Origin of the sequence: Pelagerythrobacter sp., assembly GCF_041912895.1 — a bacterium.
Lineage (GTDB): Bacteria > Pseudomonadota > Alphaproteobacteria > Sphingomonadales > Sphingomonadaceae > Pelagerythrobacter.
Map to the genome: position 1 here is coordinate 188307 of NZ_JAYSGI010000002.1, position 24680 is coordinate 212986.

A 24680-nucleotide genomic window follows, 5' to 3' on the forward strand; every position below is an offset into this window, starting at 1 on the left:
GGTCCCTTCAGCTCTCGTCGGGCAATTCGCCGAGCAACAGGTCGCGCGCGGCGTTCGCCTCGTGCACTTGCGCTCCGGTCCCGCCCCGATCGGGGTGGACCACGGTCACCAAACGCTTGTGCGCGGCGATTATTTCCTTGCGGTCGGCATTCGCGCGCACCCCGAGCAGTTCGCGCGCGCGAAACAGCGCCTGGCTGCGGATCGAGCCGCCGCGCAGATACTCCCAAGGCCATTTGCCCAGCAACATGCGGCAGGCCACGGCGATCGCCGCGGCGATGAGGATCAGCCGCAGCACCCGCTCAGGCCGCTTCGAGCGTGGGCGCCTGCCGCGCGGGATCGGGCAGGTTGAGCCAGGCGACCAGCGTGCGCAGCTCCTGCCGCGCGACGAGGTGGCTGGTGCCCAGTTCGCCCAAGTGCCCCTTGTCGAGCAGCGTCAGGCCCGAGGGGAACAGCTCGCGGTAGATCACCCGCTCGGACAGGCCTTTGGCCGCGCGAAAACCGGCGCGCTTGGAAAGCTCGCCCAGCGCACGCTCGATCCGCTGCATGTTGCGCGCCTCGACATGGCCGGTGCGGTTGCGCACCACCGCCCAATCGATCTCCTGCCGCCGCTGGAGCGCGCGCGCCTTGCGCGTTTCCCAGATCAGCTCGGCGTAGAAGCTGAGGCGGCGGACCTTGAACGTCTCGGCATCGACCTGTCCGATCAGGTCGAAATCGACGAAGCTGTCGTTGAGCGGAGTGACCAGCGTGTCCGCGCCGGTCGCGGCGTGGCGGGCCAGCGGATCGTCGCGCCCCGGCGTGTCGATGACGAGAAAATCGGCGCCTTCGCCCAGCCGCGCCAGCTCGCTGTCGAGCGCCTCCACGCTCTCGCCGCGAAACACCGCGGAGCGCGCGCCGGGCAGCTCGATCCCGCGCCGCGCCTCGGTCTCGCGCCGGTTTTCGAAATAGCGGTCCATCGTGCGCTGGCGCGAATCGAGATCGAGCGCCGCCACCTTCGCCCCGCGATAGGCCAGCGCGACTGCGACATGCACGGCGGTGGTCGACTTGCCGGTGCCGCCCTTCTCGTTGGCGAAGACGATGCGGTGCGGGCGGTGCGGGGGCATTTCGGCGGGCACGGGGCGGCGGGCTTCCTGTCTGTTGTCTTTGCCGGGCGCCAGCGGCTAGTTGGCCCCCACGCCCGCTTTATCGGAGGCCATACCCCCGTGCAAACCGCCAGAGAGCTTGATGTGTTGAGAACGGCCGTCGCCGCCTTCCGCGATGCGGGCGAGACGGTGGCGCTGGTGCCGACGATGGGCGCGCTCCACGAAGGGCACCTGACGCTGGTGCGCGCGGCGAAAGCGCGGGCCGACCGGGTGGCGGTGTCGATCTTCGTCAACCCCACGCAGTTCGGCCCGAACGAGGATCTCGCGGCCTATCCGCGCCAGTTGGCCGAGGATTCGGCGATGCTGGAAGCCGAAGGGGTCGACCTGCTGTGGGCCCCGGACGCGGGCGAGATGTATCCCGAGGGCTTCGCCAGCGCGATCTCGGTCGCTGGCGTGAGCGAGGGGTTCTGCGGCGCGAGCAGGCCCGGCCATTTCGATGGCGTGGCGACCGTGGTGGGCAAGCTGTTCAACCAGGTCCGCCCCGATGTGGCGCTGTTCGGCGAGAAGGACTGGCAGCAACTCGCGGTGATCCGCCGCATGGCGCGCGACCTTGACCTGATGCAGCCGCACGCCGATGCCATCCTGGGCGTGCCGACCGTGCGCGAGGCGGACGGGCTCGCGATGTCGAGCCGCAACCGGTATCTCTCGTCCGACCAGCGCGCCGCCGCCGCCACGCTGCCGCGTGCGATGGGCGAGGCGATCGCACGGATCGAGGCGGGCGAACCGGCGCGTGCCGCGCTGGTCGCGCTGGAAGAGAAGCTGCTCGCCGCCGGGTTCGGGCAGGTCGACTACGCCGGCCTCGCCGACGCCGCCAGCCTTGAGCCCATCGACGCCCCCGGAGAGCGCCCCGCCCGCCTGATGGTCGCCGCGCGCATCGGCGGAACGCGGCTGATCGACAACATGGCGGTGGAGCCGCCCCGCCGGTAAAGAGGCGGCTGCCCGGATCTACCCCGTGGCGCCGCCGGGCCCTTTGGATCTGCCGCAAACGGTGGTGAAACCCGCCGCCATGAACTCGGCCATGCGCTGCCTGACAGCCGCGAAGTCGTTCGAATCGCACGCTCCCCCCGACAGCTTGTCGATCCGCCCGGTCCGCGCGAGCGTCAGGGTGAGCGCACCGGACACGAAGTGATAGCCCCAGAACAGGTCCGCTTCGGAGCAGTCCGGCAGGGCTTTGCGCAACAATTCCACCAGGCGCAGGACGGCGCTGTCGAAATTGTCGTCCATCAACCGGGCGCCCCATTCGGACGAATTGTTGATGAGCCCCGCGAGCGCGCCGTAATTGCGCCATTCCTCGCCGCTGTCGTAGAGTTCCAGATTGGTGTCGAGAAAGGCGTGCAGCGCGCCGGCCACGGTGATGTCGCCGCCCGCCTCCCGCTCGTAGCGGTCCATCGCCGCCACCCGCTTCTCGTTCACGAGCGGCGCGCGGCGCGCCACGACCTGCTCGAAGAGCGCTTCCTTATCGTCGAAATAGTAGTGGATCAACGACGTATGGACGCCAACCTCCTCGGCGATGTCCTTCAGCGTCACCCCGAAGAAACCGCGCCGGGAGAAGAGATATTCGCCCGCATCGAGGATCTGGGCGATCGTCGCTTCGCGCTGCTGCGCCTTGGTTACGCGCTTGCGCTTCGGCGCCTGACCGCGCGGCGGCGTCTCGGCGGATTTTCCTTGCTGCATCGTCAATCCCTGTTTGCGCGACGATCGTAGATGCCTCACCGCCGTTTGGCACCCCGTTTCACCTGACGCCGGTCAGAAGCGCCCGGTGATCCGCACGCCATATTGCCGTGGCGGCGCGGCGTAGCGGAAATTGCCGTTGGTCGCGGCGACGTAGGTCAGGTCGGTGGCGTTGGTGATGTAGCCGGTGACCGACAGGCGATCGACATCGAGCGTCAGTTGCGCGTTGAAGATGTCGCGCGGAACGAGCCGGTCGCCACGCGCCTCGTCCTGGAACAGCGTGCCGAAGCTTTCGGAAATATGGGCGTAATCGACACGCGGGGTCAGCGTGACGCCACCGCCCAGCGCAAGCGCATATTGCACGCCGACGTTGCCGGTGAATTCGGGCGCGTAAGGCGTCCTGCGGCCGGTCAGGTCGGTACATGTCGGCGAGGCCGGGCCGGTCAGCGGATCGCAGGAGCCGGTCGGACGCAGGCGCGGATCGGCGGCGAAGAACTGGCCGAACTCCGAGTGAAGATAGCCGATGCCGAGATCGATGCCGAGCGGGCCGAAGCTCGCCTGAGCCGACGCTTCCACACCGGCGAGCGTGGTGGCCGAAGGTATGTTCTGGAACGGGCTGGTTTGCGGCAGTTCCGGATCGGCGATCCGAACCTGGAAATCCTTGTAGCGATTGTAATATCCGCCCAGCTGCGTGCGCAACCTGCCGTCGAGGAACGTCCCTTTCCAGCCGATCTCGTAATCGGTGACGTGCTCGGGCTCGAAAGACTGGGTGGCCGGCGTCCTCGAAGCGACGTTGAGCCCGCCGCTCTTGTAGCCGGTGGCGACGAAGGCGTAGAAGAAGTGGTCCCTGCTCGCCTGCCAGTTGAGCGCGACCTTTCCGGTCACCGCGTCGTCGTCGTACTTGCTGTCAGTCGGGAAGATCACCGTCGCGCCGGCCGCCGTCACGCTGCGGAGCCGACCGATGTTCTCGAATGTCGAGCGCGAATAGCGGACGCCGCCCTCGATCTGCAGGCCATCGGCGATTTCGTAGCCGACCTGGGCGAACCCCGCGGTGTTCGACTTGATCGAGAGGCCTTCGGTGAAGTTGACCGTGCCCAGCGCATTGCGGGTGAAGAACCGGCCATCGGGATACGTGCCCTTGTCGTGCTGATAGTAGGCGCCGAGAATCCACGTGAACGGGCCGGTGTCGGGCGAGATCACGTTGATCTCCTGCGAGAGTATCCGCTCGTCCGAGATGAAGTTGTAGATGGTCGAGGCGGCCGCCACCGCCGCCGGCGCCGACGATCCCGGGATGGTCGCATCGAGATCGCCGACCGCCGCGCTGGTGCCTTTCTGGAAGCCGCTGATCGAGCGGATCTCGACCCCGCCCCCGGTGGTGTAGCTCGCGTTCAGCACGATCCGTCCGAAATCGTCCTGGCCTTCGTTGATCGCGGCGTTGTTCGCGACCTCGAACGGGTTGCCGGTGTCCGTCGCGAGATCGGCTGCGTAGCCGCCCTTGTCGATATTGTTGTAGTCGCCCTTCAGCAGGATGCGGACTTGATCGGTCGGCTCCCACAATAGGCTGCCGCGAACGCTGTTGCCTTCGAGCCGGCCGGGATGCCCGCCATAGCCGCCCGCGATATCGTAGAAACTGTCGCGCACCTCGCGGTTGAACGCGAGGCGGACGGCGAGCGTGTCGCTGACCGGCACATTGAGCGCGCCCTGCGTGCGCACGTTGTCGTAGTTGCTGATCTGCACCTGGCCATAGCCGTGGACGCCATCGAATTGCGGATCGCGCGAGGTGATGAAGATCGCTCCGCCGGTGGCGTTCTGGCCGACGAACGTCCCCTGCGGCCCACGCAGAACCTCGACGCTGGCGATATCGTAGTACGGTTCTGATTGGAAATACCCGGGGAAGATCGCGACCCCGTCGCGATAGGTCACGACGCCGACATTGATCGCAGCGCCGCCCGTGGCCTTGCCGACGCCGCGGACATTCACTTGGTTGCCCTGACCGAAGTTCTGAACGGTGAGCGACGGCGCGGCGAACTGGAGATCGTCGACCGAGAGCACGTTCTTCCGCTCGAGATCTTCTCCGGTCAGCACGGTCGCGGCGACGCCGGTGCGCTGAAGGCTCGTATTGCGGCGTTCGGCGGTGACCACGATCTCGCCAAGCTCGCCATCCGAAGCGTCAGCCTGCTGCGGCGCGGCGGCGGAAGCGCTCGATTGTGCGGAACCGGGAGGTTGTTCGGCTTGCGCAGCCGCACTGGCGCTCCAGGCCAGAGCAGCGATCGAAACGGCGGCAAAAAGGCGTCTGTCCACGAACCTCTCCCATGTCGGCCTGCTCTGTCGGCAGGTGCGTTCGATCTGGAACCGCCGGCGATCGGTGTCAATATACATTCACACATGAATGCATATTATTGTGTTAGCGTTTGCATGGTTATGGTGCGAGCGGACGGCCGCGCCGCTGACGGGCGAAACTGGTTGCCGCGGTGTGAAATGGGGGCAGGCGGTTGCGCGAAAGCTGAAGCAGATGGCTACGAGATTTTCGCGGATGTCCGGAGGAGCGCTGTTGGAGCGGGTAGCGGGAATCGAACCCGCATAACTAGCTTGGAAGGCTAGGGCTTTACCACTAAGCTATACCCGCTCGCTCGGCGCATGCCGCTTGCCACCTTTGGCGCGGGTTCGTCAATATCGCGTTTCGCCGCCTTGGGTGAACACCAGCGCTTGCCGGGGGGCAAGGAAATCGGGCTTTGCCCATGGCCACGAGTTTTCTAGCGAGCGAGCCACCCTTCCCCGATCCAAGATATTACGCCACAGGCCATTCATGCACACGCTGACCCATCTCGAGCGGCTCGAGGCCGAGAGCATCCATATCATGCGCGAGGTCGTGGCCGAGGCGCAGCGGCCCGTCATGCTCTATTCGGTGGGCAAGGACAGCGCGGTGATGCTGCACCTCGCGCGTAAGGCCTTCCATCCCGCGCCGCCTCCCTTCCCGCTGCTCCACGTCGATACCACGTGGAAGTTCAAGGCGATGTACGCGATGCGCGACCGGATGGCCGAGAAGGCGGGAATGGAGCTGCTCGTGTGGCACAATCCCGAGGCGCAGGAGCGGGGGATCAACCCGTTCGACCACGGCGCGCTGCACACCGACATGTGGAAGACACAAGGGCTGAAGCAGGCGCTCGACCACTACGGCTTCGACGCGGCGTTCGGCGGCGCGCGGCGCGACGAGGAAAAGAGTCGCGCGAAGGAGCGCATCTTCAGCTTCCGCACCGCCAGCCACGGATGGGATCCGAAGAACCAGCGGCCCGAGTTGTGGAACCTCTACAACGCGCGGAAATCCCCACGGAATCAAAATGGGGGCGAGAGCATCCGGGTATTCCCGCTGTCGAACTGGACCGAGCTCGACATCTGGCAGTACATCATGGCCGAGGGGATCGACATCGTGCCGCTCTACCTCGCCGCGCCGCGCCCGACGGTCGAGCGCGACGGGCTGCTGCTGATGGTCGACGACGAGCGCTTCCCGCTCGAGCCGGGCGAGGAGCCGGTCATGCGCTCGATCCGCTTTCGCACGCTTGGCTGCTATCCACTCACCGGCGCGGTCGAGAGCGAAGCGGCGACGCTGAGCGAGGTCGTGCAGGAAATGCTACTGACCACCACCAGCGAGCGGCAGGGCCGCGCGATCGACAAGGACGAGGGCGGCGTCGGCATGGAGAAGAAGAAGCAGGAGGGGTACTTCTGATGGCCGATCAGGCTTTTCCCGAGCCGGTCTACCAGACCGACGCGCTGATCGCCGAGGATATCAACGCCTACCTCGAGCAGCATCAGAACAAGGGGCTGCTGCGCTTCATCACCTGCGGCAGCGTTGACGACGGCAAGTCCACCTTGATCGGGCGGCTGCTCTACGATTCGAAGATGATCTTCGAGGACCAGCTCGCCAGCCTCGAATCGGATTCGAAGAAGCAGGGTACGCAGGGGCAGGAACTCGACTTCGCGCTGCTGGTCGACGGGCTTGCCGCCGAGCGCGAGCAGGGCATCACGATCGACGTCGCCTATCGCTTCTTCGCGACCGAAAAACGCAAGTTCATCGTCGCCGACACGCCGGGGCATGAGCAGTACACGCGCAACATGGTGACGGGCGCGAGCACCGCCGACCTTGCGGTGATCCTCGTCGACGCGCGCAAGGGCGTGCTGGTGCAGACGCGGCGCCATTCGTACCTCGCGCACCTGATCGGCATCCGCCACCTGGTGCTGGCGGTGAACAAGATGGACCTGGTAGATTACGATCAGAAAACCTTTGACGACATCGTTGCGGAATATCGCGCCTTCGCGGAATCGATCGGGATCGAGACGTTCACCGCGATTCCGATTTCGGGCTTCAAGGGCGACAACATCACCGCTGCGCCTTCGGGCAACACGCCGTGGTACGACGGGCTGAGCCTCGTCGAACATCTCGAGACGGTCGAGATCGCGAATGCCGCGGCGCAGGCGCGCCCCTTCCGCATGCCGGTCCAATGGGTCAACCGCCCCAACCTCGACTTCCGCGGCTTTGCCGGCCTGATCGCGAGCGGCAGCGTGAAGCCGGGCGATCCGGTGCGCGTCGTGCCTTCGGGCAAGACGAGCACGGTGAAAGCCATCTCGACTTTCGACGGCGATCTGGACGAGGCGGTGGCCGGACAATCGGTCACGCTGACGCTGGCCGACGAGATCGATTGCTCGCGCGGCGACGTGATCGCGGCGGCGGGCGATCCGCCCGAGGCTTCCGACCAGTTCGAGGCGACGATCGTGTGGATGAGCGACGAGGCACTGAAGCCCGGCCGCGGCTACTGGCTCAAGCTCGCCGCACAGACCGTGACCGCCACGGTGCAGGAGCCGAAGTACGAGATCAACGTGAATGCCGTCGGGAGTTCGGGCGAGCACTTGGCGGCCAAGACGCTGGGGCTCAACGCGATCGGAGTGGCCGAACTGCACACCGAGAAGCCGATCGTGTTCGAACCCTACGAGCGCAGCCGCGCCCTCGGCGGGTTTATCCTGATCGACAAGATGACCAACGCCACGGTCGGCGCGGGCATGCTGCATTTCAGCCTGCGCCGGGCGCAGAACGTGCACTGGCAACCGACCACCGTGAGCCGCGACGATCATGCGGGGCTGAAGAACCAGAAGCCGCGCGTGCTGTGGTTCACCGGGCTTTCGGGGTCGGGCAAGTCGACCATCGCCAACGCGGTCGAACAGAAGCTCGCGCTGATGAACCGGCACACTTTCCTGCTCGACGGCGACAACGTGCGCCATGGGCTCAACAAGGATCTCGGTTTCACCGAGGCCGACCGGATCGAGAACATCCGCCGCGTGGGTGAAGTGGCGAAGCTGATGACCGATGCCGGGCTGATCGTGCTCACCGCCTTCATCAGCCCGTTCCGCGCCGAGCGGCGCATGGTGCGCGAGATGATCGGCGAGGAGTTCGTGGAAATCTTCGTCGACACCCCGCTGGAGGTGGCCGAGCAGCGCGACGTCAAGGGCCTCTACAAAAAGGCACGCAGCGGCACGCTGAAGAACTTCACCGGGATCGACAGCCCCTACGAGGAGCCCGAGACCGCCGAAATCCGCGTCAACACGGTGGACATGACGGTCGAGGAAGCGGCCGACTACATCATCGCGAAAATTCTGCCCCTGAAATGACCGACGCCCAGCTCGCCGCGCATCTGGCCACAGTCGCCGGACGCATCCTGATCGAAGTGCGCGAGAGCGGGCTGTTCGAAGGCAAGCCGCTCGGCAGCGCGGGAGACGAGGTTTCGAACAAGTTCCTGCTCCACGCGCTCAAGGTCCAGCGGCCCGACGACGGCGTGCTGTCGGAGGAAAGCCGCGACACGCTGACCCGGCTGGACGAGGAGCGGGTGTGGATCGTCGATCCGGTCGACGGCACCCGCGAATACGGCGAGGCGCGCAGCGACTGGGCGGTCCACGTCGGTCTCTCGATCGGCGGCGAGGCGAAAGTCGGCGCGGTCGCGCTGCCGGGGCTGGACGGCGGGCTGGTGCTGCGCTCGGACGAGGTCGCCCCGCTACCCGAGATGCCCGCCACCCCGCGCCTCGTGGTCAGCCGCACCCGCCCCGCGAAGGAAGCGCTGGCGGTGGCCGAAGCGATCGGCGGCGCGCTGGCGCCGATGGGTTCGGCGGGGGCCAAGGCGATGGCGGTGGTACGCGGCGAGGCGGAAATCTATCTGCATTCGGGCGGCCAGCACCAGTGGGACAACTGCGCGCCCGTCGCCGTGGCCGCCGCGCACGGCCTGCATTGTTCGCGGATCGACGGCAGCCCGCTGGTCTACAACCGGCCCGATACTACGCTGCCGGACTTGCTGATCTGCCGCCCGGAATGGGCCGAGAGGGTGCTCGCGGAAGTGCGCCGGATCGGCTGACCTAGTCGTCGCCCGCGAGGGCCTCGGCGACCGTCTTCTCTTGCGGTTCGGCTGCGTCCGTCGCTTCCGCGGGATCGCCGCCGCCGGGCAGCGCGACCGATACGTCGACCCGCCTGTTCGCCGCGCGCCCGCCCTCGTCGGGCGTGCCGTCGAGCTGCGCGTTCGGCGCGATCGGGCGCTGCTCGCCGAGCGCGATCACGCTGATCCGGTCTTCCGCCACGCCCTTTTCGACGAGCCAGTCACGGACCATTTCCGCGCGCCGCTCGGACACGCGCAGGTTGGCTTCGTCGTCGCCGACCGAATCGGTGTGGCCGCGCAGCACGATCGCGCCGCCTTCGGCCGTCTGCGGCGAAGCCACTATGGCCTCGAGATCCGCGATCGCGGCGTCGGACAGCTCGCCGCCGGCTTCCGCGAACGACACGCTCGCCTCGAGCGGCTCCAGCTCGGGTTCGATCCGCTCGACCGCCACGTCGGGGCGGATGATCGACGCTTGCGTCGGCGAAGGCGACGCGGTGGGGCTTGGTTCGGGCGCCGGGGTTTCCTCGCGGTCCTGACAGCCCGCCAGCGCGAGTGCGGCCACCGCGCCCATTATCGCCCTCGTCATCGTCGATCGTGCGATCATCGCGCTCCTCCTCATGCCGGTTGCACCTGTGCGCCTTCGCCGCCGTTTTTCGGCGCTTCCTCGCTCGTCGCGCGCTTCTTCGGCGGAGTGAACGAAATCACCGTGTCGCCCGCGCGCGGATCGGGGCGGGCGGCGTGGGTGAAGAACCGCAGGTTGCCGTTCTTGCGCAACAGCAGGAGCAGATGCCCGCCTTCGGGCAGCAATTCCTGCGCGTCGTCGAAATCGAACTCCTCCGACAGCTTGGTCTTGCGGAAGATCCAGCCCTGCGCCTGCAGCGCGTTGACGTCGGCCACGCCGAACCCCGATTCGAACAGCGCGCGCCCGCGCAACGAGGGCGGGATCGCGCGCTTGTCGTCCTCGTCCGCCGCCTCGCCGAGCTGATAGACGGTGTCGCGCCCGATCTCGTAGGCGAACTCGTTGCATACCAGCGTATTGTAGGCTTCGTTGTCGGTCGCGGCGACGAGCACCTGATAGGGCGTGAGGTCGAGGTTGTGCTCGGTCGCTTCGTTCAGGATCTCGCCGTGGTAGTAGGGCAGGCCCGCGCGGCGTGCCGGGGCGAGGCGCTGCCAGCTGCCATCGACGACCATCACCGGCGTCTTGAGCGCATGCATCTGCTGCGCCAGCGCGATCGTCCACGGCGTGCTGCCGACGATGATGAGGCCGGGCCGTTCGTTACCCTTCACGCCCAGCCAGCGCGCCACGAGGTCGACCGTGAAGCCGTGCGCGACGATCGTTGCCACCACCACCGCGAAGCTCAGCCCGATCAGCACGTTGCCGTCGGAATAGCCGATGTCCGACAGGCGCAGCGCGAACAGGCCGGAAATCGCCACCAGCACGATGCCGCGCGGCGCGATCCAGGCGAGGAACAGGCGCTCGTTCCACGGCACCGAGCTGAACAGCAAGCTGGCGAGGATCGTCAGCGGGCGCACGAGGAACAGCAGCGCGAGCAGGAACAGCCCGAAGCGCCAGTTGAGATAGCTGAGTTGTTCGGCGTCGAGCGAGGCCGAGAGCACGATGAATATGCCCGAGACCAGCAGCACCGCGATGTTCTGCTTGAACGGGTGGATCGAGCGCAGGCTGGTGACGTTCATGTTGGCGAGCGCGATGCCCATCACCGTGACCGCGACGAGCCCCGCCTCGTGCTCGATCAGGTTCGAAGCGACGAACACCCCGATCACCATCGTCAGCAGCACCGGCACCTTGAGGAATTCGGGGATCAGTCCGCGCGGGAACGACCAGGCGATGAACAGCGCGGCGACATAGCCGATGCCCCCGGCAAGCACCGCAGCGATGATCAGCGGCGGCACCACTTCGAACACCGTCGCGCCCGGCGTTTCGGCGAGCATGCGGAAGTATTCGTAGGCGATCACCGCGCACAGCGCGCCGATCGGATCGTTGACGATCGCTTCCCACTTCAGGATCGCGGCGGGGCGCGGCTGCACGCTCGACTGGCGCAGCAGCGGCAGCACCACGGTGGGGCCGGTGACGACGAGGATGCCGGCGAACAGGATCGCGACCGGCCAGACCAGCCCGGCGACGTAGTAGCCGGCGAAGCTGCCGAGCAGCCAGCCGATCGGGACGCCGAAGATGACCAGCCGCCAGACCCCGTCGCCCGCATGGCGAAGCTCGCGCAGATCGAGGCTGAGCCCGCCTTCGAACAGGATCAGCGCGACGCCGATAGCGACCATCGGCTCAAGCAGGTCGCCGAAGGCATGCTCGGGATCGATCACGCCGAGGATCGGCCCGGCGAGGAAGCCGGCCGCCAGCATCAGCACGATGGCGGGCCAGCCGGTGCGCCAGGCGATCCACTGCGCGCCGATGCCGAGCACGCCGACCAGCGCGATGACGAGTCCCTGTTCCTGCATTGCCCCCGATACTCGCTGTAATGCCGTCACCCTGCAATGCCCGGCAGCCCGTTTCTATCCCGCTATCCGCCTTCGAACCGCATCAGGGCATCGACCGCCACGCCATCGGCCCGGAGCCGGTCTGCGCCGCCCAGGTCGGGCAGGTCGATCGCGAACAGCGCATGACCGACCTGCGCGCCCGCCGAACGCAGCAGTTGCGCAGCCGCCAGCGCCGTCCCGCCGGTGGCGATCAAATCGTCGACGATCACGATGTTCTGCCCGGCGGAAACCGCGTCGGGATCGATTTCCAGCCGGTCGCTGCCGTATTCGAGCGCATAGTCGATCCCGATGGTCGGCACCGGCAGCTTGCCCGGCTTGCGCACCGGCACGAAACCGATGCCGAGTTCCACCGCCACCGCCGCGCCGAAGATGAAGCCGCGCGCTTCCATGCCCGCTATGGCCTGCGCCCGCGCCGCCTTTGCCCGGTCCGCCAGATGGCCGACGGTGGCGGCAAAGCCCTGCCCGTGGGACAGGAGCGTGGTGATGTCGCGAAACGCGATCCCCTTCGCGGGAAAATCGGGCACCGTGCGGACCAGCGCCTTCAGTTCGTCGGGGCTCATCGCAGGCCTTTCCCGAAATGAAGGCGCCCCTCGCATCGCGCAGGATGGAGGGGCGCCCGGATTAGCAATGCTGCGGCGAACCGATCAGTCTTCGGCGCGGCGCGGCTTTACGCTCGACCAGACCTGCTTCTTGGCGAGGAAGGCGAGGATCGTGGCGAAGATCAGGAAGCCGACCACCGGCCAGCCCGTCTGCCGGCGCTCGACCATCTTCGGTTCGGCCGTCCAGGTCAGGAACGCGGCGACGTCGGCGCTCATCTGGCGGATGGTCGGCGCGGGGTTGCCTTCGGCATAGGTCACCTGTCCGTCCGTCGTGAGGGGGGGCGCCATCGCGAGGTTCAGGTTGGGGAAGTAACGGTTGAAGTGGAGGCCCGCCGGGGTCTCGAAGTCGGGAAACTCCTGCCGCAGTTCGTCGGGGATCGGCCCGTAGCCGGTCAGCAGCGAATAGACGTATTCGGGGCCGTGGTGGCGCGCCTTGGTCATCAGCGAAAGGTCGGGCGGAACCGCGTTGTTGTTCGCCGCCGCGGCCGCGACCGCGTTGGGATAGGGCGAGGGGAAGAAATCGGTGGGCAGGCCCGGCACGAAGGTGTTCTCGCCGGTGTCGGGGTTGATGCCGGGCACCTGATAGCTCGCCGCCTCGGCCTTGATCTGGCCTTCGGAGTAGCCGATCCCCGCAAGATCGCGGAACGCGACGTACTTGAGGCTGTGGCAGGCCGAGCAGACTTCCTTGTAGACCTGGTAGCCGCGCTGGAGCTGAGCCACGTCCCACGTGCCGACGGGGCCGTTGTGGGAGAAGCCGCCTTCGGGGCTGTGGGGCGCGAGGTGGAACTCGTGCTCCGCGGTGTGCTGCGCCTCCTCGGTCGCCCAGGTGTAGGCGCCGGTCACGAAGGACAGCAGCACGACGAGCGTGAAGCCGAGGCCGATGAGGATTGCGATAGGCCGGATCATTGCGTGTCTCTTTCTCTCGTCCTCAGGTCGCGGGCGTCGTGTTTTCGCCGAGCACGGCCTTCTTGTCCGACCCCAGCACCGCTTCGGTGATCGAATAGGGCAGCGGCTGCGGCTTCTCGAACGAAGACACCAGCGGCAGGATCACCAGGAAGTGCAGGAAGTAGTATGCGGTCGCGATCTGGCTCAGCATCACGTACGGCTCTTCGGCCGGCGCGCCGCCGCAGTAGAACAGCACCGCCATCGCGCCGAGCAGCACGTAGAAGAACTTGCGGAACAGCGGGCGGTAGTGGCCGCTGCGCACCGGCGAACGGTCGAGCCAGGGCAGGAAGAACCACATCAGGATCGCCGCGAACATCGCCAGCACGCCCCACAGCTTGGCCGGCAGGATGAAGTCCATCGTGAAGGCGCGCAGGATCGCGTAGAATGGCCAGAAATACCATTCGGGCACGATGTGCGCGGGGGTTGAGAGCGGGTTCGCCTCGATGTAGTTGTCCGGGTGGCCGAGGTAGTTCGGCAGGAAGAACACCATGATCGCGTAGAGCACGAGGATCACGCCGAGCCCGAAGCCGTCCTTCGCCGTGTAGTACGGGTGGAACGGCACGGTGTCGCTCTCGCTCTTCACCTCGACCCCGGTGGGGTTCGACGATCCGGGGATATGCAGCGCCCAGATGTGCAAGATCACCACGCCGGCGATCACGAACGGCAGCAGGAAGTGCAGCGAGAAGAAGCGGTTCAGCGCCGCGTCGTCGGGCGCGTAGCCGCCCAGCAGCCAGACCTGGAGCGGCTCGCCGACCACTGGAATCGCGCCGAACAGGCCGGTGATGACCTTCGCGCCCCAGAAGCTCATCTGCCCCCACGGCAGCACGTAGCCCATGAAGGCGGTCGCCATCATCAGCAGGAAGATGACCACGCCGAGCAGCCAGACCATCTCGCGCGGGGCCTTGTACGAGGAGTAGAAGAAGCCGCGGAAGATGTGCAGGTAGATGACGATGAAGAAAAAGCTGGCGCCGTTGGCGTGGGCATAGCGCATCAGCCAGCCCCAGTTGACGTCGCGCATGATGTGCTCGGTCTTGCCGAAGGCCACCGTGGCGTCCGCCGAATAGTGCATCGCCAGCACCACGCCGGTGATGATCTGCAGCACCAGGAAGAACCCGGCGAGCACGCCGAAATTCCACATGTAGTTGAGGTTGCGCGGCACCGGGTAACCCGCGCCGACCGCGTTGTAGACGAGCCGCGGCAGGGGCAGCTTCTCGTCGAAGAATTTCATGACCGGATTGGTCGGGGTGTATTCCTTGGCCCAGGGGAAGCTCATGTTCTGTCTCTCGCTCCTCAGCCGACCGTGATCACGGTGTCGGAAGTGAATTCATACTCGGGCACTTCGAGGTTGAGCGGTGCCGGGCCTTTGCGGATGCGCGCCGCGGTGTCGTAGTGCGAACCGTGGCAGGGGCAGAAGTAGCCGCCGAACTCGCCCTTGTTCTCGCCCTCGGCGGCGCCCAGCGGCACGCAGCCGAGGTGGGTGCACACGCCCATCGTGACGAGCACGTCGCCGTGACCTTCCTTGGTCCGCTCGGCCAGCGTCTGGGGATCGCGCAGCGAGGACACGTCGACCGCGTCGGCGGCGGCGATTTCCTGCGGCGTCAGGCGGCGCACGAACAGCGGCTGCTTGCGGAAGATCGCCTTGATCGCCTGACCGGCCTGGATCGAGGACACGTCCACCTCGGTGCTGCTTTCGGCGAGCACGTCGGCCGAAGGCGCCATCTGGCTGATGAGAGGATAGAGCACGGCGACCCCGCCGAAGCCCGCGGCGCTGACCGCCGCGATGTTGATGAAGTCGCGCCGGCGGACCCCGTCGTCACCATTTTCGGCGACCATGTCGGGTGTCGCGGCGCCAGTCGTATCAGCCATTAGCCCTGCCTTGTTCAGACCTGTCTTGCCTTTGATCCGGCGCCGCCGCCGATGGGAAGAACCCCCATGCGACCGTCGCCTGCACGAGCACGGGCGAGGCCCCCTGCGGTGCCGGTTTGGGCGGCCTGTAGCTGCGAATGCGGAAGCTGCCAACCGCCTTTTTGGCCGCCGAAGCGGCTAGCCGCCGAGCCCGATCAGCGAGATCAGCCGCCCGTAATTGGCCTCGCCGCGATGCGTGGCGCGGCGGTAGGAATAGAACCGCGCCGGATCGGCATAGGTGTCCAAGGCCAGATCCTCGACCGTATCGACGCCCGCCATGCGCAGCCGCGCGGCGACGTAGCCGGGCAGGTCGAACTGCCAATGCCCCGCTTCGCCGGGGCCGAAGAAGCGCACGTCGGCCTCGGTGAATTGCTCGCGAAAGCCATCGTCCACCTCATAGCTCGGCTGCGCGATGCACGGGCCGATCGCCGCCGCGATCCGTTCGTGCGCGGCGCCCAGCGCGACCATCGCTTCCACCGTGTTCGCGATCACGCCGCCGTGCGCGCCGCGCCATCCGGCATGCGCCGCGCCGACGACGCCCGCCGTGCGGTCGGCCAGCAGCACGGGTGCACAATCGGCGGTGACGATCGCGAGCAGCACGCCGGGGCGGTCGGTGACCAGCGCATCGGCATGCGGACGTGCGTCGTCGCTCCACGGCTCGGCGACCGTCGCGACATCGGGCGAGTGGACCTGATGCACGCTCACCAGCGCTGCGCCCGGCAGCACCGCCTCTGCGGCACGCCGCCGGTTCTCCGCCACCGCCGCCGGATCGTCGCCGGCGCCGAAGCCGCATTGCAACCCGGCGGCATCCCCCGTCGAGACGCCGCCGCGACGGGTCATGAACCCGTGCGCAGCGCCCGCGAGCACCCCGGCCTGCAGTGCCTCAGCCAAGCGAGCGGGTCACCTGCTCGCGGGAGTCACGCGACAGCTCGGGCGCGGCGGCGATCCGTTCGAGCTCGGCGCGCATCAGCGCCGCGCGGCCCGGCTCGATCCGCCGCCAGCGGCCGAGCGGCGAGACGAAGCGCGCGGCGGTCTGCGCGTTGATCGGGTCGAGCGCGAGGATCAGGTCCGCGATCATCCGATAGCCTTCGCCGCTCGCCGCATGGAAACCCTGCGCGGTGCCCGTGAAGGGCATGTAGAGCGCGCGCACCCGGTTGGGATTGCGCAGCGTGAAGTCAGCGTGGTCGCGCAGCGCCTTCACGTGCGCGATGGCATCGGGATGAAGCGACATCGCCTGGAGGCTGAACCACTTGTCGATCACCAGCGGATTGCCCTGATAGCGGCGGTAGAAATCGGCGAGGCGGTCGGCGCGCGCATCGCTTTCCAGCCCGGCGAGCACCATCAGCGCCCCCTGCCGGTCGGTCATGTTGTCGGCCGCGTCGTATTGCGCCGCCGCGATCCGAGCCGCGCGCGCCGGATCGCCCGCCGCGAGATAGGTCAGCGCCAGCGTCTTGACCTTGCGCGCGCCGCGCGCCGCCGGGTCGAGGCTGTACGGAACCTCGCTCGCGCGGGCGTGGAGGGCGCGCAAGGCATGGTCGAGGTCGCCCGCCAGCCAAGCTTTGAGGCCCTCGCGCTCGGCGCGGATGCGGCCCGGATCGGCGACGAGCATCTGTTCGGCGAGATAGGTCTCGCCCGGCAGGACCATCAGTTCGCCGCGCATCAGGTCGTCGAGCGCCGTGTCCTCGAGGATCGCGGACAGCGCCTCGCCGATGGCCCTCCGGCCCTCGCCGCGCTCACGCTCGTCCAGCCCTTCGCCGGCCGCGGCGACGAGATGGCCGACGACCAGTTCCTGCATCGCTTCCGAGCGGGCAAAGGCATCGTCGTCGCGCGCGGCGAGGAACACCAGGTCCTCGCGCGCCACATGCCGCTCGATCGAAACCGGCGCGGAGAACCCGCGGTTGACCGACAGCACCGGCGCGCGGTCGAACCCCTCGAACGCGATGGTCTTTTCCGCGCCGTCGAGCACGACGAGCTGTTCGCCGCCGTGCGCGCCGCTCTCGCGGTCGAACAGCGCGATGCGCAGCGGGATCGGCATCGGATGCTTGGCGGGCTGGCCGGGCGTCGGCGGCACCACCTGTTTGAGCGTCAGCGTAGCGGTGTCGCCCGCGTGGTCGAGCGACACCGAAACCTTCGGCGTCCCCGCCTGCGAATACCATAGGCGGAACTTCTCGAGGTCGAGACCCGCGCCGTCCTCCATCGCACGCACGAAATCCTCGCACGTCGCGGCTTCGCCGTCGTGGCGGTCGAAATAGAGGTCGGCGCCCGCGCGGAACGCCTCGGGCCCCGCCATCGTGCGCATCATGCGGATGACCTCGGCGCCCTTGTTGTAGACCGTCGCGGTGTAGAAATTGGAGATTTCGCGAAAACTGTCGGGCCGGATCGGATGCGCCAGCGGTCCCGAATCCTCGGGGAACTGGACGCTGCGCAGCACGCGCACGTCCTCGATCCGCTTGACCGCCTCGCCCTGCATGTCCTGCGAGAAAAGCTGGTCGCGCAGCACCGTGAAGCCTTCCTTCAGGGATAGCTGGAACCAGTCGCGGCAGGTCACGCGGTTGCCCGACCAGTTGTGGAAGTATTCGTGCCCGATCACGCCCTCGATCGCGTCGAAATCGCCGTCGGTCGCGGTGTCGGGGTCGGCCAGCACGTATTTCGTGTTGAAGACGTTGAGGCCCTTGTTCTCCATCGCGCCCATGTTGAAATCGCCGACCGCGACGATGTTGAACAGGTCGAGATCGTATTCGCGGCCGAAGGTCTCCTCGTCCCATTGCATCGAGCGCTTCAGCGATTCGAGCGCGTGGTCGGTGCGCGGCAGATCCTCCGCCCGCACCCAGACGTTGAGTGCGACTTCGCGCCCGCCCTTCGTGGTGAAGCTGCCCGAATTGGCGACCAGATCGCCCGCCACCAGCGCGAACAGGTAGCTCGGCTTGGGCCAAGGATCGTGCCATTCGGCCCAGTGCGCCCCGCCCTCGCCTTCGCCCTCGGCAACGAGGTTGCCGTTCGACAGCAGCACCGGGAACAGCGATTTCATCCCGCTCATCCGCACGCGGTAGGTCGAGAGCACGTCGGGCCGGTCGGGGAAGAACGCGATGCGGCGGAAGCCCTCGGCCTCGCACTGGGTGCAGAGCATGCCGTTCGAGGCGTAGAGGCCCATGAGCTGCGAATTGGCCGAAGGATCGATCTCGGTGACGATCGCGATCTCGTGTGCGTCGCCCAGTAGCGGGACGATCAGATCGCCGCCCTCCATCGACCAGTCGTTCACCGGCGTGCCGTCGACCACGACCGAGGCGGGGGTGAGGCCGTCACCGTTGAGGCGGATCGTGTCGGCGGCGTCGGCTGCGGGATTGCGCTCGACCGACAGCGTCGCCGAAACGCGGGTTTTCTCCAGCCCGAGATCGAAATCGAGCGCGATTTCGGGCACGAGCCAGTCGAACGGGCGGTAATCCTCGCGCCGGATCAGCGGCGGCTCTTTCGGTTCGACGGCCGCATCGGCCATTTCGGGGTTGCCGTCGGGGGTGGTCGGGTCGCTGACAATGTCCATGTTCCGGTTTCTAAGTCCTTTCGCCTTCGCGTCCAGCGGGTAGAACGTACGATATGGGTACGATGTTCATCTTCGGAATGGGTTATACCGCCGGCCGGGTCGCCGCCGCGCTGGAGGCACGCGGGTGGCGCGTGGCCGGGACCGGGCGCGCGGGCACGGTGGCGTTCGACGACGGCGCTGCGGTGCGCGCCGCGCTGGCCGGGGCGAGCCATGTGCTGTCCTCCGTCCCCCCGTCGCGCGAAAGCGGGGAGGACGATGTGCTGGCGGCTTACGGCGATGTGCTCGCCGGGACGCCGTGGCTGGGCTACCTGTCGTCCACCGGAGTCTACGGCGACACGGGCGGCGCATGGGTGGACGAAAGCGCCCCGGTCGGCACCGGACGGCGCACGGCGCGCAGCGAGGCGGACGCGAAATGGCTGGCAATGGGCGCGCGGGTGCTGCGCCTGCCGGGCATCTACGGGCCGGGCCGCAGCGCGCTCGACCGGGTGCGCGAGGGCACGGCACATCGGATCGATCTGCCGGACCAAGTCTTCAGCCGGGTGCATGTCGAGGATATCGTGGCGGGCGTGCTCGCCGCGGTCGATGCGCCGCCGGGGGCGTACAATCTCGCCGATGACCTGCCCGCGAGCCACAATGCGGTGACCGAGGAGGCCTGCCGCCTGCTCGGCGTCGCTCCGCCTCCGTTGCAAACGATGGACGAGGCGGGCCTCTCCGCAATGGCGCGCGGTTTCTATGCCGAGAACCGCCGCGTGGCGAACGGCAAGGCGAAGCGCGTGCTCGGCTGGCGGCCGCGCTACCCGACGTTCCGAGAGGGACTGGCGTCGCTGGTGTAATTCACGCGGAGGCGCGGAGAGGTTGCGCAAGCCCTAGTGTCTTTCACCCCCCGCGAATGCGGGATTCATTTCCCAAGGTATCAATCAAGTCCCGCTTCGCAGGAATGAGGCCAACAGATGTTCGCGCACAACCCCTCCACGTCTCTGCGTCTCTGCGTGAACCAGCTCACGCCTGCCGCGCGCGCAGGGCGAGGATCATTCCGGCGATGCCGAGCACCGCGCCCGCGCCCGCCAGCAGCGACCACTGGTAGCCTTCGACCAGCGTCGAGATCAGCATCGCGACCACGATCACCAGCACCCCATTATACGCCGCGCGGCCCGGCCCAAGCTGACGCACGATGGTGTAGTAGAGCGGGAAAGTGACGACCGACCCGGCGATCGCCAGCCACGCCGTCCCGGCCCAGAACGCGGGCGAATCGGGAAAGACCGGCGGCCCGGCGGTCCACCACGCGAAAGCGACGTCGAAGCCGGTGCCGTAGAGCATAGACCAGGCGAGCAGGCTCGCCATCGGCAGCACGCGGCCGGTCTCGTTCGCCTGGATCACGTTGGCAATCGAGGCCGAGAGGATCCCGCCCACCGCCAGCGCGACGCCGAGTAGCACGCTTCCGCCCAGCGGCGAGAGCCGCGCCTCGTGCAGCAGCAGCAGCGCGATGCCCGCGATCGCCACCGCGCCGCCGATCAGGAAGCGCGGCGTCACCCGCTGGCCGAGCAGCCACGCGCCGAGCAGCGCATTGGGCACCATCAGCAGCCCGAACATGACCGCGACGATGCCCGAGGTTAGGTGCAGTTCGGCGCGATAGACGAAGTTGAAGTTGCCGCAGAACTGGGTCAGCCCGATCGCCAGCGCCAGCAGATGCCCCGCGCGCCCGAGCGACAGCGGACGCCGCATCGCCAGCGCGACCGCGAACATCGCCGGGGTCGCGATGGCGAAACGGTAGGCGATCGACCAGCTTGGCGGCACCGCGGCGATCTGGCCGGTGATGACGTACCAGGTCGAACCCCAGATCAGCGCGACGATCGCGAACGGCAGCACGATCCGCGGCCGCAGCAGCGCGTGCGGCGCGGGATCGCCCGCCGTGTCGCTCACAAGCCGGAAATCGCGCGCGCCAGCGCCGCGGCGTCGGCCGGATCGCTGTTCCACGCGGTGACGAAGCGCGCCGCGTCTGCGCCCCAGTCGTAGAAGCCGAAGTCCTGCGCGCGCAGCGCCTCGCGCTCGGCGGGGGTCAGCCGCACGAACAGCTCGTTCGCCTCGACCGGATGCAGCAGCCGATCGCCGCAGGCCCCGGCGATCTCGCCCGCCGCCGCGTTCGCCGCGCGCGCGTTGTCGAGCCACAGATCGCCTTCGAGCATCGCCAGAACCTGCGCGGCGAGGAAGCGGCCCTTCGATTGCAGGTGCCCGGCGCGCTTGCGGCGATAGCGTGCGATGTCGGCGGCGGCGGGGTCGAAGAACACCACCGCCTCCGCGCTCATCGCGCCGTTCTTGATGCAACCGAAGCTCAGGGCATCGGCACTCCCGATCGCCTCGGCGGGCGAGCAGTCGAGGAAGGCGACCGCGTTGGCGAAGCGCGCGCCATCGACATGGAAGCCCAGCGCGCGCTCTTTCGCCAGCGCGCCGATCGCGGCGATTTCCTGCGGGCGGTAGCAGCGCCCGTATTCGCTCGCCTGCGTCACCGAGATCGCGTGCGGCTGCACCTGGTGCACGTCGTCGCGAATCGGGTCGATCGCGGCGCGGATGGTCGCGGGCGTCAGCTTCGCGCCCTCGCCTTCGGCCAGCAGCAGCTTCGCGCCGTGGAGGTAGAAACCGGGCGCGCCGCCCTCGTCCACCTCGATATGCGCCTCGCGGTGGCACACCACGCCGCCGTGCGGCTGGACCATCGTGGCGAGCGCGAGGCAGTTCGCCGCGGTGCCGGTGGCGACCCAGATCGCCGCGCACTCGCGCCCGAACAGCTCCGAGAATGCCGCATCGAGCCGCTGCGACGGTACATCGCCATCATAGGGCGAGTCGGCCGCGTCGGCGGCACGCATCGCCTCCCACACATTGGGATGGACGGCGGCGGCGTTGTCGGAAAGGAACATCATGGCGGAACGCGTCTAGCCGCCCCGGCGTTGAGCGCAAGAAGGAGCGAAGCGATGACTGGCGAAGGGCTCGAAATCACGCACGAGGACAGCACCACGCACGGCGAATATGTCGCGCGGGTGCTGGGCAGCGAACATGTCGGGCGGCTGACGTGGAAAGCGCGCGGCGGCGCGCGGATCGCCGATCACACGCTGGTGCCGCCCGAAATCGGCGGGCAAGGCGTGGCCGCTGCGCTCGTTGATGCGCTGGTGGCGGATGCGAGGGAACAAGGCTTCACCATCGTGCCGCAGTGTTCGTATGTCGAAGCACAGTTCCGCCGCCATCCCGAATGGAGCGAGCTGCTGGCGCCAACGCCTAGTTGATCCGCGAGAAATCCTGCGCCGCGATGCTGTCCAGCACGGCGGCGCGTAGGCGGCGCGCCTCGCCCAGTGGAATGCCAGCGAGCACCAGACTTCCTCCGGCTAGCCCCAGCCTGAGCGACGCGTAGCCGCGACGGCGTGCGATCGGGCCTTGCACGATCTCGGCCGAATGGAGCTTCACCCGGTTCGCGACATCGGTGCGCGGGGCAAGCCAGCCGTGCCGGGCGTAGAGCTGCTGGCCATCGAGCGCGTGCCGCTCGAACCGCCAGAGGAACCACTGCCACGCCGCGATCGGCAGCGCGAGCGCGAGCGGGATCAGCGCGAAGAGCGGGCTCGCTGCCTGCGTGGCGGACAACGCCAGCAGCGCGGCGAGCGCGATCGCGGCGACCATGCCGCCCGCGATCAGCGCGGTATCCGTGCGGTAGCGCGCGCTGGCGCGGTGCCAGTCGAGCGCCTCGTCCGGCGCAGCGAAGCCCGCCGCGCGCGCGATCGGCGCGAGTTCGGCCCAGCGCGCGAACGGGGCGACATCGTGGCTTTCCGCCCCCGCGTCCTGCGCCAGGCTGACGAATTTCAGCCCGTGCCAGCCGAACAGGCGGCGCACGATCCCGGTCGAGAACTTCAGCGCCTGCACCCGGTGCGCCGGCATCACCACGTCCGTCCGCGTCAGCAGCCCCCGGCGGCGGCGGAAGCCCTTCTCGGTGCGTTCGAGCACAAAGCCCCAGTCGCGCAGGGTCGTGCGCACCAGACCCGTGGCGACGCCCAGTGCAATCAGCGAACCCACGGCGATCAGCCCGCCGACGACCTGCGCGACAGGGCCGAGATGCGCCAGCCATGCGCCGGGGCCCGCGAGGCGTTCCTGCCAGCCATCGAAGTCCCATGGATCGAACGGCAGCAGCACGTCGAACTGCTGCACCACGCCCGCCGCCACCGCGACGACCGCGAGCGAGAATTCGAACAGTCCGAACGTGAACAACCGGCGGGGCGGCAGCGCGAACAGCATTTCGGGCGCAGGTTCGGGCGCGACGGGTTCGGCCATGTCCCGCGCGTCCATGCCATCGCGGCGCGCGCGCACCAGTTCGCGCAGCCGCTCGCCCTCGGCTTCCTTGAGGTAGGCGAGTGCGAGTTCGTCCTTGCCGCCCGCGCCCGTCTCGAAGCGGACGGTCACCAGCCCGAATATCCGCGCGAGCAGCCCCTGTTCGAGGCTGACGTCCTGTATCCGCTCGTACGGCACCGAGCGCGCCGCGCGGCTGAGCACGCCGCTTTCCACGCGGATATCCTCTTCGCCCACGCGGTAGGTGAACTTACGCCACTGGAGCCAGGCCCAGAAACCCGTCGCCCCCGCCGCGAGGATCGCCAGCGGCACGACCGAGAGCAGCCACGGCCCCTGATCGCGCAGGACGAAGACCAGTGCCAGCAGCGCGGGAACGAGCTGGCGCAGCCCGGCGATGGCGCGCAGGACCAGCCCGACCGGCTCGGTCCGGCGTTCGGCAGTCTGCGGGGGCGGCAAAGCCTCGCTCACATCGTGTCGCGCTTGATCCGCGCGCGGATCGTCTCGCGCATCGCCAGCGCGTCGGCCTGCGCGAGGCCGGGCAGATGCACCGAGGCATTGTGGTTGCCCGCAGTGTGGAGCGTGAGCGTAGCGAGATCGTAAATCCGTTCGAGCGGCCCCTGATCGACGTCGATGTGCTGCACCCGCCCGAACGGCACCACCGTGTCCGACCGGAACAGGATCCCGCGCACCACGCGCAGCCGATCCTCGCCCATCACGTAACCGCGCGCCGAATAGCGCCGCAACGGCATCCGCACGACGACGAACGCGGCGACCAGCAGCACCGGCACGAGGAACGCGCCGGGCGGCAGGAACCCCGCGATCTCCAGCACCAGCGCCCCGATCACGAACGGCAGCGCCCCGATGATCGCCGTAGCGCGCAACGCCCTGACGTGATCGGGGTGCAGCGGGGTGAGGTCCTCGGTCTCGTCCATGGTGGTTTACATGGATAAGACGGTGGAAGGGGGCAAGCGTTTGTTTGTTCAGCCACCAGCGGTGGCGTTTGCATCCGCGGAGTTTTTTGTTTGCGCCTCAAGCGCCGGCGGGGCCATCCGGCCCCTTGGCTATCCTCGGGCCTCACAGCCCTGCGGGCGCGCGTTCGCGCTTGCGGTCGGCTGGTCGCCGACCGGACCTTTCCAAGCCATGGCTGTCAGGCACCGGAACATTCCTGGACCAAGCTGTCGGGCGAAATTCCGGTCCGCGACCAGCGGACCGCAAGGCCGAACGGCCGCCCGCAGGCGCCCCGTAGCGTAGCGGAGGGAATAGCGCCGAGGACGAACGCGCGGATGCGCGCTCGAAAAACAAAAACCACATTCCTGCCTGCGGCAGGAATGGTGCTGCTGGGGAGGATTGAACTCCCGACCTCACCCTTACCAAGGGTGCGCTCTACCACTGAGCTACAGCAGCCGGAGAAGCGGGCGCGCTATTGTCGCGGCCCCGGGCAATGTCAAGCCAAGCTTGAGCCTTCGCGCCGATAAGGGCAAGGCGTTGCGCATGGGTGAAGACGCGAACAACAAAATGTCGCGCGAAGAGCGGCTCGCGGCGCGGCTGCGCGAGAACCTGCGGCGGCGCAAGGCGCGGTCTCGCGGGATGCGCGCGGGCGAATCGGGCGACAGCGGGCTTTCCAAGCCGGACGCGAAAAGCTAAC

23 protein-coding genes and 2 tRNA genes are annotated in these 24680 nt (G+C 67.9%); 7 read left to right on the forward strand and 18 right to left on the reverse strand.

Annotated features, from left to right (window positions below):
* Positions 1 to 7: 7 nt before the first annotated feature.
* Together ACE3QC_RS07925 and ACE3QC_RS07930 are read right to left on the reverse strand one after the other, a co-directional pair.
* Positions 8 to 295, reverse strand: a complete 288-nt coding sequence (locus ACE3QC_RS07925) for a molecular chaperone DnaJ (protein WP_374407018.1) — start codon at positions 293 to 295, stop codon at positions 8 to 10.
* Between the two features lie 4 nt (positions 296 to 299).
* The gene (locus ACE3QC_RS07930; protein ID WP_374408025.1) at positions 300 to 1100 is read right to left on the reverse strand and encodes a division plane positioning ATPase MipZ; all 801 of its coding nucleotides are present in this window, start codon (positions 1098 to 1100) and stop codon (positions 300 to 302) included.
* Between the two features lie 99 nt (positions 1101 to 1199).
* Here ACE3QC_RS07930 and panC point away from each other — a divergent pair, with 99 nt between their 5' ends.
* Positions 1200 to 2066: a pantoate--beta-alanine ligase gene (gene panC, locus ACE3QC_RS07935; RefSeq protein ID WP_374407020.1), complete on the forward strand. Its 867-nt coding sequence runs from the start codon at positions 1200 to 1202 to the stop codon at positions 2064 to 2066.
* Between the two features lie 18 nt (positions 2067 to 2084).
* On the opposite strand, the gene ACE3QC_RS07940 is transcribed toward panC, so the two are convergent.
* The 3 genes from ACE3QC_RS07940 to ACE3QC_RS07950 form a co-directional block, all read right to left on the reverse strand.
* Positions 2085 to 2813 carry a TetR/AcrR family transcriptional regulator gene (locus ACE3QC_RS07940; protein WP_374407022.1) on the reverse strand — a complete coding sequence of 243 codons (729 nt, stop codon included), beginning with the start codon at positions 2811 to 2813 and terminating at the stop codon, positions 2085 to 2087.
* Positions 2814 to 2885: 72 nt separating this feature from the next.
* The gene (locus tag ACE3QC_RS07945; RefSeq protein ID WP_374407024.1) at positions 2886 to 5111 is read right to left on the reverse strand and encodes a TonB-dependent receptor; all 2226 of its coding nucleotides are present in this window, start codon (positions 5109 to 5111) and stop codon (positions 2886 to 2888) included.
* Positions 5112 to 5362: 251 nt separating this feature from the next.
* Positions 5363 to 5436, reverse strand: a tRNA-Gly gene (locus tag ACE3QC_RS07950).
* A gap of 180 nt (positions 5437 to 5616) precedes the next feature.
* Between ACE3QC_RS07950 and cysD the strand changes: the two genes are divergently transcribed.
* The 3 genes from cysD to ACE3QC_RS07965 are packed head-to-tail and all read left to right on the forward strand — an operon-like array spanning position 5617 to position 9202.
* The gene (gene cysD, locus ACE3QC_RS07955) at positions 5617 to 6534 is read left to right on the forward strand and encodes a sulfate adenylyltransferase subunit CysD (protein ID WP_374407026.1); all 918 of its coding nucleotides are present in this window, start codon (positions 5617 to 5619) and stop codon (positions 6532 to 6534) included.
* On the forward strand, positions 6534 to 8468 hold the full coding sequence (cysN, locus tag ACE3QC_RS07960; RefSeq protein ID WP_374407028.1) for a sulfate adenylyltransferase subunit CysN: 1935 nt from the start codon (positions 6534 to 6536) through the stop codon (positions 8466 to 8468). Before cysD ends, cysN begins: the two co-directional genes overlap by 1 nt.
* Entirely contained in the window at positions 8465 to 9202 is a 738-nt protein-coding gene (locus ACE3QC_RS07965; RefSeq protein WP_374407030.1) for a 3'(2'),5'-bisphosphate nucleotidase CysQ, read from the forward strand. The genes cysN and ACE3QC_RS07965 overlap by 4 nt, the downstream gene beginning before the upstream one ends.
* Position 9203: 1 nt before the next feature.
* Here the strand turns inward: ACE3QC_RS07965 and ACE3QC_RS07970 are convergent, their stop codons facing one another.
* From ACE3QC_RS07970 to pepN, 8 genes are all read right to left on the reverse strand, one after another.
* Positions 9204 to 9806 (reverse strand): OmpA family protein, encoded by a 603-nt coding sequence (locus tag ACE3QC_RS07970; RefSeq protein ID WP_374407032.1) that lies wholly within the window; start codon positions 9804 to 9806, stop codon positions 9204 to 9206.
* Between the two features lie 29 nt (positions 9807 to 9835).
* Positions 9836 to 11689: a cation:proton antiporter gene (locus ACE3QC_RS07975; protein WP_374407034.1), complete on the reverse strand. Its 1854-nt coding sequence runs from the start codon at positions 11687 to 11689 to the stop codon at positions 9836 to 9838.
* Positions 11690 to 11751: 62 nt separating this feature from the next.
* Positions 11752 to 12288: an adenine phosphoribosyltransferase gene (locus tag ACE3QC_RS07980; protein WP_374407036.1), complete on the reverse strand. Its 537-nt coding sequence runs from the start codon at positions 12286 to 12288 to the stop codon at positions 11752 to 11754.
* A gap of 84 nt (positions 12289 to 12372) precedes the next feature.
* Positions 12373 to 13233 carry a cytochrome c1 gene (locus ACE3QC_RS07985; RefSeq protein ID WP_374407038.1) on the reverse strand — a complete coding sequence of 287 codons (861 nt, stop codon included), beginning with the start codon at positions 13231 to 13233 and terminating at the stop codon, positions 12373 to 12375.
* A 22-nt stretch (positions 13234 to 13255) separates the two neighbouring features.
* Entirely contained in the window at positions 13256 to 14545 is a 1290-nt protein-coding gene (locus ACE3QC_RS07990; RefSeq protein ID WP_374407040.1) for a cytochrome bc complex cytochrome b subunit, read from the reverse strand.
* Between the two features lie 17 nt (positions 14546 to 14562).
* Positions 14563 to 15138: a ubiquinol-cytochrome c reductase iron-sulfur subunit gene (gene petA, locus ACE3QC_RS07995; RefSeq protein ID WP_374407042.1), complete on the reverse strand. Its 576-nt coding sequence runs from the start codon at positions 15136 to 15138 to the stop codon at positions 14563 to 14565.
* Positions 15139 to 15315: 177 nt separating this feature from the next.
* Positions 15316 to 16017, reverse strand: coding sequence for a peptidoglycan editing factor PgeF (gene pgeF, locus ACE3QC_RS08000; protein ID WP_374408027.1), 702 nt, complete (start codon positions 16015 to 16017; stop codon positions 15316 to 15318).
* A 43-nt stretch (positions 16018 to 16060) separates the two neighbouring features.
* Positions 16061 to 18715, reverse strand: coding sequence for an aminopeptidase N (pepN, locus tag ACE3QC_RS08005; RefSeq protein ID WP_374407044.1), 2655 nt, complete (start codon positions 18713 to 18715; stop codon positions 16061 to 16063).
* A 53-nt stretch (positions 18716 to 18768) separates the two neighbouring features.
* On the opposite strand from pepN, the gene ACE3QC_RS08010 reads away from it, so the two are divergent.
* Positions 18769 to 19548 (forward strand): SDR family NAD(P)-dependent oxidoreductase, encoded by a 780-nt coding sequence (locus tag ACE3QC_RS08010; protein WP_374407046.1) that lies wholly within the window; start codon positions 18769 to 18771, stop codon positions 19546 to 19548.
* A 166-nt stretch (positions 19549 to 19714) separates the two neighbouring features.
* Here ACE3QC_RS08010 and ACE3QC_RS08015 read toward each other — a convergent pair whose 3' ends face one another.
* Together ACE3QC_RS08015 and ACE3QC_RS08020 are read right to left on the reverse strand one after the other, a co-directional pair.
* A complete protein-coding gene (locus ACE3QC_RS08015; protein WP_374407047.1) occupies positions 19715 to 20635 on the reverse strand; it encodes a DMT family transporter in 921 nt (306 codons plus the stop codon).
* Positions 20632 to 21627, reverse strand: a complete 996-nt coding sequence (locus ACE3QC_RS08020; protein ID WP_374407048.1) for a low specificity L-threonine aldolase — start codon at positions 21625 to 21627, stop codon at positions 20632 to 20634. The genes ACE3QC_RS08015 and ACE3QC_RS08020 overlap by 4 nt, the downstream gene beginning before the upstream one ends.
* A 51-nt stretch (positions 21628 to 21678) precedes the next feature.
* Here ACE3QC_RS08020 and ACE3QC_RS08025 point away from each other — a divergent pair, with 51 nt between their 5' ends.
* Positions 21679 to 21987 carry a GNAT family N-acetyltransferase gene (locus ACE3QC_RS08025; protein WP_374407049.1) on the forward strand — a complete coding sequence of 103 codons (309 nt, stop codon included), beginning with the start codon at positions 21679 to 21681 and terminating at the stop codon, positions 21985 to 21987.
* Here ACE3QC_RS08025 and ACE3QC_RS08030 read toward each other — a convergent pair.
* The 3 genes from ACE3QC_RS08030 to ACE3QC_RS08040 all read right to left on the reverse strand — a co-directional run bounded on the left by ACE3QC_RS08030 (position 21980) and on the right by ACE3QC_RS08040 (position 24439).
* Positions 21980 to 23503 carry a PH domain-containing protein gene (locus tag ACE3QC_RS08030; RefSeq protein WP_374407051.1) on the reverse strand — a complete coding sequence of 508 codons (1524 nt, stop codon included), beginning with the start codon at positions 23501 to 23503 and terminating at the stop codon, positions 21980 to 21982. The two genes, ACE3QC_RS08025 and ACE3QC_RS08030, sit on opposite strands and share 8 nt — an antisense overlap.
* Positions 23500 to 23967: a PH domain-containing protein gene (locus ACE3QC_RS08035; RefSeq protein ID WP_374407053.1), complete on the reverse strand. Its 468-nt coding sequence runs from the start codon at positions 23965 to 23967 to the stop codon at positions 23500 to 23502. The genes ACE3QC_RS08030 and ACE3QC_RS08035 overlap by 4 nt, the downstream gene beginning before the upstream one ends.
* A gap of 397 nt (positions 23968 to 24364) precedes the next feature.
* A tRNA-Thr gene (locus ACE3QC_RS08040) sits at positions 24365 to 24439 on the reverse strand.
* 87 nt (positions 24440 to 24526) lie between these two features.
* Between ACE3QC_RS08040 and ACE3QC_RS08045 the strand changes: the two genes are divergently transcribed.
* On the forward strand, positions 24527 to 24679 hold the full coding sequence (locus ACE3QC_RS08045; RefSeq protein ID WP_374407055.1) for a hypothetical protein: 153 nt from the start codon (positions 24527 to 24529) through the stop codon (positions 24677 to 24679).
* Position 24680 lies beyond the last annotated feature (1 nt).

What these genes read in the sequence shown, in the direction of transcription:
- ACE3QC_RS07930 (WP_374408025.1), bottom strand. Translation starts at nt 1,100, where the DNA reads ATGCCCCCGCACCGCCCGCACCGCATCGTCTTCGCCAACGAGAAGGGC.
- ACE3QC_RS07940 (WP_374407022.1), bottom strand. Translation starts at nt 2,813, where the DNA reads ATGCAGCAAGGAAAATCCGCCGAGACGCCGCCGCGCGGTCAGGCGCCG.
- cysD (WP_374407026.1), top strand. Translation starts at nt 5,617, where the DNA reads ATGCACACGCTGACCCATCTCGAGCGGCTCGAGGCCGAGAGCATCCAT.
- cysN (WP_374407028.1), top strand. Translation starts at nt 6,534, where the DNA reads ATGGCCGATCAGGCTTTTCCCGAGCCGGTCTACCAGACCGACGCGCTG.
- ACE3QC_RS07965 (WP_374407030.1), top strand. Translation starts at nt 8,465, where the DNA reads ATGACCGACGCCCAGCTCGCCGCGCATCTGGCCACAGTCGCCGGACGC.
- ACE3QC_RS07970 (WP_374407032.1), bottom strand. Translation starts at nt 9,806, where the DNA reads ATGACGAGGGCGATAATGGGCGCGGTGGCCGCACTCGCGCTGGCGGGC.
- ACE3QC_RS07975 (WP_374407034.1), bottom strand. Translation starts at nt 11,689, where the DNA reads ATGCAGGAACAGGGACTCGTCATCGCGCTGGTCGGCGTGCTCGGCATC.
- ACE3QC_RS07980 (WP_374407036.1), bottom strand. Translation starts at nt 12,288, where the DNA reads ATGAGCCCCGACGAACTGAAGGCGCTGGTCCGCACGGTGCCCGATTTT.
- ACE3QC_RS07985 (WP_374407038.1), bottom strand. Translation starts at nt 13,233, where the DNA reads ATGATCCGGCCTATCGCAATCCTCATCGGCCTCGGCTTCACGCTCGTC.
- ACE3QC_RS07990 (WP_374407040.1), bottom strand. Translation starts at nt 14,545, where the DNA reads ATGAGCTTCCCCTGGGCCAAGGAATACACCCCGACCAATCCGGTCATG.
- petA (WP_374407042.1), bottom strand. Translation starts at nt 15,138, where the DNA reads ATGGCTGATACGACTGGCGCCGCGACACCCGACATGGTCGCCGAAAAT.
- pgeF (WP_374408027.1), bottom strand. Translation starts at nt 16,017, where the DNA reads ATGACCCGTCGCGGCGGCGTCTCGACGGGGGATGCCGCCGGGTTGCAA.
- pepN (WP_374407044.1), bottom strand. Translation starts at nt 18,715, where the DNA reads ATGGACATTGTCAGCGACCCGACCACCCCCGACGGCAACCCCGAAATG.
- ACE3QC_RS08010 (WP_374407046.1), top strand. Translation starts at nt 18,769, where the DNA reads ATGGGTACGATGTTCATCTTCGGAATGGGTTATACCGCCGGCCGGGTC.
- ACE3QC_RS08020 (WP_374407048.1), bottom strand. Translation starts at nt 21,627, where the DNA reads ATGATGTTCCTTTCCGACAACGCCGCCGCCGTCCATCCCAATGTGTGG.
- ACE3QC_RS08025 (WP_374407049.1), top strand. Translation starts at nt 21,679, where the DNA reads ATGACTGGCGAAGGGCTCGAAATCACGCACGAGGACAGCACCACGCAC.
- ACE3QC_RS08035 (WP_374407053.1), bottom strand. Translation starts at nt 23,967, where the DNA reads ATGGACGAGACCGAGGACCTCACCCCGCTGCACCCCGATCACGTCAGG.
- ACE3QC_RS08045 (WP_374407055.1), top strand. Translation starts at nt 24,527, where the DNA reads ATGGGTGAAGACGCGAACAACAAAATGTCGCGCGAAGAGCGGCTCGCG.